General features: G+C 48.9%; 7 protein-coding genes. 3 read left to right on the top strand and 4 right to left on the bottom strand.

Annotated elements, in window-relative coordinates:
* Positions 1-68 precede the first annotated feature (68 nt).
* The 3 genes from metK to M4J38_RS16635 form a co-directional block, all read right to left on the bottom strand.
* Entirely contained in the window at positions 69-1,322 is a 1,254-nt protein-coding gene (metK, locus tag M4J38_RS16645; RefSeq protein WP_251760932.1) for a methionine adenosyltransferase, read from the bottom strand.
* A gap of 97 nt (positions 1,323-1,419) precedes the next feature.
* A complete protein-coding gene (locus M4J38_RS16640) occupies positions 1,420-2,916 on the bottom strand; it encodes a DUF4270 family protein (protein WP_251760931.1) in 1,497 nt (498 codons plus the stop codon).
* A gap of 36 nt (positions 2,917-2,952) precedes the next feature.
* Positions 2,953-3,765 carry a glycogen/starch synthase gene (locus M4J38_RS16635; RefSeq protein WP_251760930.1) on the bottom strand — a complete coding sequence of 271 codons (813 nt, stop codon included), beginning with the start codon at positions 3,763-3,765 and terminating at the stop codon, positions 2,953-2,955.
* A gap of 108 nt (positions 3,766-3,873) precedes the next feature.
* Here M4J38_RS16635 and panC point away from each other — a divergent pair, with 108 nt between their 5' ends.
* The 3 genes from panC to M4J38_RS16620 are packed head-to-tail and all read left to right on the top strand — an operon-like array spanning position 3,874 to position 6,179.
* Complete coding sequence (gene panC / locus M4J38_RS16630; protein WP_251760929.1) at positions 3,874-4,716, top strand: pantoate--beta-alanine ligase; 843 nt, start codon at positions 3,874-3,876, stop codon at positions 4,714-4,716.
* A gap of 29 nt (positions 4,717-4,745) precedes the next feature.
* Positions 4,746-5,090 (top strand): aspartate 1-decarboxylase, encoded by a 345-nt coding sequence (panD, locus tag M4J38_RS16625; RefSeq protein WP_251760928.1) that lies wholly within the window; start codon positions 4,746-4,748, stop codon positions 5,088-5,090.
* 54 nt (positions 5,091-5,144) lie between these two features.
* Positions 5,145-6,179, top strand: coding sequence for a lysylphosphatidylglycerol synthase transmembrane domain-containing protein (locus M4J38_RS16620; protein ID WP_251760927.1), 1,035 nt, complete (start codon positions 5,145-5,147; stop codon positions 6,177-6,179).
* Here M4J38_RS16620 and M4J38_RS16615 read toward each other — a convergent pair.
* The gene (locus M4J38_RS16615; RefSeq protein ID WP_251760926.1) at positions 6,176-6,808 is read right to left on the bottom strand and encodes a DUF4294 domain-containing protein; all 633 of its coding nucleotides are present in this window, start codon (positions 6,806-6,808) and stop codon (positions 6,176-6,178) included. The genes M4J38_RS16620 and M4J38_RS16615 overlap by 4 nt on opposite strands.
* Positions 6,809-6,842: the final 34 nt, after the last annotated feature.

Below are 6,842 nucleotides of genomic sequence, written 5' to 3'. Positions count from 1 at the left end.
AGCCGCTTTAGAAATCTAAAATTAAGAAAATAAAAGTTCCGCAATAACACAGAATCTTTGCGTGAAACCTATTTTAACCCGAAAGCCTTCTTCACCTTGCTCACATAATCCAGTTTCTCCCAGGTAAACAGCTCCACTTTTTTCTTTACCTGCTTGCCATCGGGGGAAACGAAGGTTTTTTCCACCACTTCGTGCTTGCGGCCCATGTGTCCGTAAGCGGCTGTTTCACTGTAAATGGGGTTGCGGAGTTTCAGGCGTTGTTCGATAAAGTAGGGGCGCATATCGAAAATGCCTTCCACGATCTTGGCGATCTCACCGTCGGACATGTCCACTTTCGCAGTACCGTAAGTGTTGATGTAAACACCCATTGGCTGGGCCACACCGATGGCGTAAGAAACCTGTACCAGTACTTCGTCGCAAAGGCCGGCTGCTACCAGGTTCTTCGCGATGTGACGGGTAGCGTAAGCGGCTGAACGGTCCACTTTGGAAGGATCTTTTCCGCTGAAAGCGCCACCACCGTGCGCACCTTTACCACCGTAGGTATCCACGATGATTTTACGGCCGGTAAGACCGGTATCGCCGTGTGGTCCGCCGATTACGAATTTACCAGTCGGGTTGATGTGGTACTTGATCTTATCGTTGAAGAGTTTCGCGTACTTTTTGTACTTGGTCTTCACGCGTGGAATCAGGATGTTCACGATGTCCTTTTTGATCTGGGCCAGCATTTTGGCTTCAGTATCAAAGTCGTCGTGTTGGGTAGATACCACGATCGCGTCGATGCGGATGGGCTTGTTGTTGTCGTCATACTCCAGTGTTACCTGGCTCTTCGCGTCGGGGCGAAGGTATTTGATCTGCTTGTTCTCCCTTCTCAGGGCGGCGAGTTCGATCAGTACTTTGTGGGCCAGATCGAGCGCGAGGGGCATGTAGTCTTCGGTTTCGTTGGTAGCGTAACCGAACATCATGCCCTGGTCACCGGCACCTTGTTCTTCCTTCTTCTTACGGTCAACGCCCTGGTTGATATCTGAAGACTGCTCGTGGATAGCGGAAAGAATACCGCAGGAGTTGGCTTCAAACATGTATTCGCTCTTGGTGTAGCCGATTTTGCGGATCACACCACGGGCGATTTCCTGCACATCGAGGTAAGCTTTGGACTTAACTTCACCCGCCAGTACCACCTGGCCGGTTGTCACCAATGTTTCGCAGGCTACTTTAGACTGGGGGTCAAAAGCCAGGAAGTTATCGATCAGGGCATCAGATATCTGGTCAGCCACCTTATCGGGATGGCCCTCAGAAACACTTTCGGAAGTGAACAAATAAGGCATGAAAATTAATATTTGATAAATAATAGGTTATCCAGGTATAAAAAAAGTCCATTAATCTTTCATATTAATGGACTTTGCGCAAATATAATCACCGGAATTAAATTTTGGAATAAATTATCCGTAATCTCATCTTATTCGTGGCGTGGTTTCCGCCGCCCAGTCTAACCCGGCCGTTCGCTACGGCGTTGGGGTAAACGCTGAATACACCCAATGTGGAACCCGGATAAGCGGGTTGCGGATAAAGCGGGTTAAAATGGAAGGCGCTCAGCCTGTTGTTGGGTGCGGTTGGCGCTGTAAGCCTGAACTGCAGGTTCTTCGTGTTCCTGGTAGCGATCATCTGGACATACCTTGTAAGATCAAAGGTATAGCCTGTAACATTGCTACCGGAAGCGCTTTTTATTGTTTTAGAATAGCCGCCAAACAACCTGAAGTCTGGTGTGCCGTTGCTGTAAAACATCGGGTCTATAACCGCCACGTGAACTGAATCATCAAACGCGTCAAGGTATAAATATGCCGGTGCTCCTAAAGTAGCGTCAGAAGCGTCCGTAACCTGTTCCATAATCAACTCGGCTTTATGTACCACCCGGTTGTAGATGGTTCCTCCGGTGAGGGCGGGCACATCAATGGTAGTAGTGGTTCCGGGCAGGGTCTGAACAAATACCAGGTCATCAGGGGTTGTGCCGTTGTTCACGTAAGTATTCACCTGCGTTCCATCATACCTTCTTCTGATAATGTTCGCCTGGGCCGATACATTGCCGGCTACGTTTCCGAACGGGAACACCACATAAGCGGTATCCATCACTCCGTTCTTGATTACCCGGTAAAATATGGTCAGGTTAGAATTCGCTTCCGTGAGGTTGAAATACATCAGACCGTTGGAGCTATAGGTTGAATCTGTAAGAATTACAAAACCTTTGTTGTAGATGTTGAAAGCGGAATCGGAGCGGAAGGCATTTGCCGTATCATAAGCGGCATAAGCTCTTCCAACCAGCGTTGTATCCAAACGGATGCGGAGCTGGTTCGCGATTTTAGTGGTATCCTTATCAAGAATAACCGTAGCTGAATCGTTCAATGTTCTGATGTCCACCACACCGTTCCCAACATTCACCTGTTGCCCGAACATGGGGTAATCCACGGTAGTTTTCTCTCCGCGGTAGAACCTTTCAGAAGGATCCACTTCATACACGCGTATGTGCTGGAGCAGGTTGGTATCGCCGTAGGCGCCTTTGTAGGAAAGGCCAAGCACAACCGAGTCTATGGCCACAATACTATCCTTCGCATTGAGAAAAGGATAAGTGCCAAAAGCACCCGGCTTGAATTGTGCCAGGATTGAAGCGGTGGTGGTTCCGAAAAGCGGGTCGGTGAGTACCGTGCCCAACGCGTGCACATCAGAAGCATACACGTTCACGCTATCGGGGTAGAAAAAGTTCCTGGCTTCCACGGCGAGCGTGGTATCGAACGTATTCACATTGTCCACAACCGGTATAAGGTCGTTTCCGATGGTAGTGGTATCCAGTTTATTGCAGGCCGTGAGAACGAAGGCGGCCATTACAGTACAAGCAAAGAAAGAACGCCAGCGGTTGTTATACTTCACAAACTAATTTTTGATGTGAGAACGGTAGTGAAAATACTACTTTGCAAGGTCGTTATACAATTGCAAATAGTCTGTTAAATCAGACTCCGCGTTAAAGGGCAACACCTTCTTCCCTTTCACTTTCGAGAACTCATCGAGCAGTTTCTTCTCTATTTTCTCTTCACCAAAGGTGATGGCGTCGGCGTAAGTGGCGCCTCCACGGAACATGGCGGTATTGTTGGCTTCCTTGAATGCGTCCAGGTCCTTATCTTTCAGCGCGCCGTTCAGGTTTGCTTTCTTCACGAAATCTTCTCCCAGCGATTCTTTAAAGGTATTCTGACCAATGGTGAACACCACTTTGCTGTGGCTGAAAACGGGTTCTTTTTTGTAGATCGTTTTGAGGTACAGTGGAATCAATCCGCTCATCCAGCCGCTGCAATGGATAATGTCTGGCGGCCAGCCGAATTTCTTCACGGTTTCCAGGGCGCCTTTGCAGAAGAAAACAGTTCTGAGGTCATTGTCTTCGAACCATTCCTCGTTATCGTCGTGGAAAATATGTTTGCGTTTGAAGAGATCTTCATTGTCGAGGAAGTACACCTGCAAACGGGCGTTGGGCAGGGATGCTACCTTGATCTGCAAGGGGAAATCATCATTATCAACCGCTACGTTGATTCCCGACAATCTTACCACTTCATGCAGGCGGTGCCTTCTTTCATTAACCACACCGAAACGGGGCATAATGCACCTCACCTCCAGGTTATTGTCGTTCGATTTGATGGCCAGTTTATTGACCAGTTCCGCGAACTCTGTCAATTCCAGGTACGGAGACATTTCGTTGGCAATGAATAAAATTCTTTTCTTTGCTGACATTATTGGGCGCGATTTGTTTGGAACCTCTAAAATTTAGTTGGCAAAGGTACGATTTTTATTCAAATCAGCCGAACTTGCCGCTTTCTATCATTTTTCAACGCTAACCGTATGATCATTTTCAGAACGATCCTCCCCTACCGGAAATGGCTCAGGGAACAACGCAGCCAGGGCAAATCCATTGGTTTCGTTCCCACCATGGGCGCCCTCCATGAAGGACATCTTTCCCTGCTTCGGGCTGCCGGAAACAACGGACAAACAACGGTTTGCAGTATTTTCGTGAACCCTACCCAATTCAATGACCCCAACGATTTTAAGCTATATCCCATCACAACGGAAAGTGATATTCAACAACTTGTTTCAATCGGTACCGATGTATTGTTTCTGCCTTCCGTGGAGGAGATGTATCCTGAAGGCGCCATTCAGCAAACATCTTTTGAGCTCGGAAACCTGGAAAACATCCTTGAAGGCGCTTTCCGGCCGGGCCATTTCCAGGGCGTTTGCCAGGTGGTGAGCAGGTTGCTCGATATTGTAGCACCGGATAATATATATATGGGACAAAAGGATTACCAGCAATGCATGGTGATCGCCCGTTTGCTGGAACTGAAGCAAAGCGCCACCAGCCTCAAGATTATGCCCACGCTCCGGGAAACTTCAGGACTCGCCATGAGCAGCCGCAATATGCGCCTTTCCGAAGAAGAGCGTAAAAAAGCCACCGCCATCTGGCGCACCATGAAAGAAATGGCCGGAACACTTTCTTCCATACCCGTACCCGATCTTGAAAAGGAGGCCGAACAAAAACTGCTGGCCGCCGGTTTTGATAAGGTGGATTATTGTACACCAGCGGATGCCGCCACGCTTGGGCCCTGGCAACCCGGCATCGACGCCGTGATCCTTTGCGCCGCTTTTATGGGCAAGGTGCGACTCATCGATAATTTATTGGTACACGCCTGATCTATTTTTTACCCTAATTTTGCGCCATTATGCAAATTGAAGTGCTCAAATCGAAGGTGCACCGCGCGGTGATCACCGAAGCTAACCTCCATTATGTGGGAAGTCTTACGCTCGACGAAGACCTCATGGAAGCCGCCAATATGATCGAAAACGAAAAGATCCAGGTGGTGAACGTGAACAACGGATCCCGGCTTGAAACCTATCTCATCAAAGGCAAACGCGGTTCAGGTGTGGTGTGTTTGAACGGACCCGCAGCCCGCCAGGGCGCCGTAGGCGATACCGTCGTGATCATATCCTACGCTACCATGGATTTTGAGGCCGCGAAAACTTTTAAACCCTCGGTGGTTTTCCCCAAAGAAGGCAATAAATTGTAGTTTCAGGCTGTTATTGGTGTGCATCCTGATTAACCTTGACCGAAACTTTACTTTATGAACAAAAAATTACGCAGTCTTTTACAATACATCATCTTTCTAGGACTGGGTATTTTTTTGATCTGGCTCACCACGCGTGGGTTGGATGAAGCACAGGTCGAGCAATTGAAGTCCTCTTTATCCGGTGCACGCTACTGGTTGCTGGTACCCGTTTTACTGGCTTTGCTGGTGAGCCACTGGAGCCGCGCTGTAAGGTGGAAAATACTGATGCAGCCACTCGGCTACCAGCCCCGCACCTCCAATACTTTTCTTGCGGTAATGGTAGGCTATCTCGCCAACCTGGCCGTTCCGCGGCTGGGCGAAGTGCTGAAATGCACACTGCTGGCACGTTATGAAAAAGTGCCCGCGGACAAACTGATCGGCACGATCGTGGCCGAACGCGCCTTCGACATGATTTGCCTCCTCATCGTTTTCGCACTTACCATTTTTACGCAGGTAGATACGATAGGCGCTTTTGCGCAGGAGCAGTTGAACATCGCCGGAGCAGGCGCATCCATTGGCGTGAAATTATTGATACTGGCCGTTGTGGGTGGAGCCGCTTTTTTCGTCGGAAAATTCCTGCTGAAGAAATTCAGCCATATTGGCATCGTTCAAAAGATCAATGCCGTGGTGAAAGGCATCTGGCAGGGACTTACCAGTGTACGTTTCGTAAAAAAGAAAGGCCTGTTTTTCTTCCATACCTTTTTCATCTGGTTCCTCTACCTGATGAGCATCAGGGTAGGCTTCTACGCTATGGAAAGCACGGAAAACCTGGGCATACCGGAAGCATTATCCATACTCTCCTTCGGAAGTATCGCCATGATTGTAACGCAAGGCGGCATCGGCGCCTACCAGTTCCTCATCCAAAAGGTAATGGTCGTATATAAACTGAATGAAGTGGAAGGATTGGCTTTCGGATGGTTGTTATGGGGTGCTCAAACGTTCATCATTCTATTGGCGGGACTGGTTTGCCTGGGCTTACTTCCATACATCAACAGGAGCAACAAGCCTGCTGTACAAACCGATCCCGCTTCCGGGGACCGGCTCAACTAACGGTACATTCTTTCGATTTCCATTACGATGGATTCTATTTCGGCATCCTCGCCGCCGGAAGCCGCGTTGTAAGGCTGCTTCATACTGCTGTTGAAAAAGAAAGCCACGGTTTGGTAGAAGCGTGCGGTTACGCCACCCCTATATTCCTTCACCAGTTCGTAACAGTTGTTGCCCGTCTGGCGGTTGATGAGCTTCATCAATACCCTACCCTGGTACACGGAAAGATTGGTGAGTGGATCAGAGAACTCCTTTTTTAACTGGGCCTCGCGGGTGCGGAGGAATTCTTTTCTTTCGGCCTTATTTTTTATGCCCGCCAGCTGGCGGTTGATGTCATTGATAATGTAACCGGCTCTTCTGGCATAAGGGTATGTAACATACACCGCATTCCGAAGCCTGGTCCATTTGGCCATTTTCTTTTTCACATGAGCCGGCATGGGGGCCACCACCCACACCCACTCTAATGTGCGCGCAGGAATCCACTCCCCGTTGTAATTCACAGCCGGAACCAGCAACGTATCCCGGGGGCCGTAGGAACCCGTCACCTGCTGGGCCTGCAAAGCACTAACACATCCTGAAGCCAGAAAGAATGCCAGTAAATGTTTGCGACCTGAATTTAAAATGCCTTTCATCTGTCCTAAAAATAATGAAACTCTTTTGTTTCAT

The organism is Parasegetibacter sp. NRK P23 (assembly GCF_023721715.1).
GTDB lineage: Bacteria > Bacteroidota > Bacteroidia > Chitinophagales > Chitinophagaceae > Parasegetibacter.
The sequence above is the reverse complement of the archived record's forward strand: the minus strand, read 5'-3'. Positions and strand labels throughout refer to the sequence as shown.

Excerpts from the sequence above, each read along its gene's own strand:
- M4J38_RS16635 (WP_251760930.1), bottom strand. The coding sequence starts at position 3,765 with ATGTCAGCAAAGAAAAGAATTTTATTCATTGCCAACGAAATGTCTCCG.
- panD (WP_251760928.1), top strand. The coding sequence starts at position 4,746 with ATGCAAATTGAAGTGCTCAAATCGAAGGTGCACCGCGCGGTGATCACC.
- M4J38_RS16620 (WP_251760927.1), top strand. The coding sequence starts at position 5,145 with ATGAACAAAAAATTACGCAGTCTTTTACAATACATCATCTTTCTAGGA.
- M4J38_RS16615 (WP_251760926.1), bottom strand. The coding sequence starts at position 6,808 with ATGAAAGGCATTTTAAATTCAGGTCGCAAACATTTACTGGCATTCTTT.
- panC (WP_251760929.1), top strand. The coding sequence starts at position 3,874 with ATGATCATTTTCAGAACGATCCTCCCCTACCGGAAATGGCTCAGGGAA.
- metK (WP_251760932.1), bottom strand. The coding sequence starts at position 1,322 with ATGCCTTATTTGTTCACTTCCGAAAGTGTTTCTGAGGGCCATCCCGAT.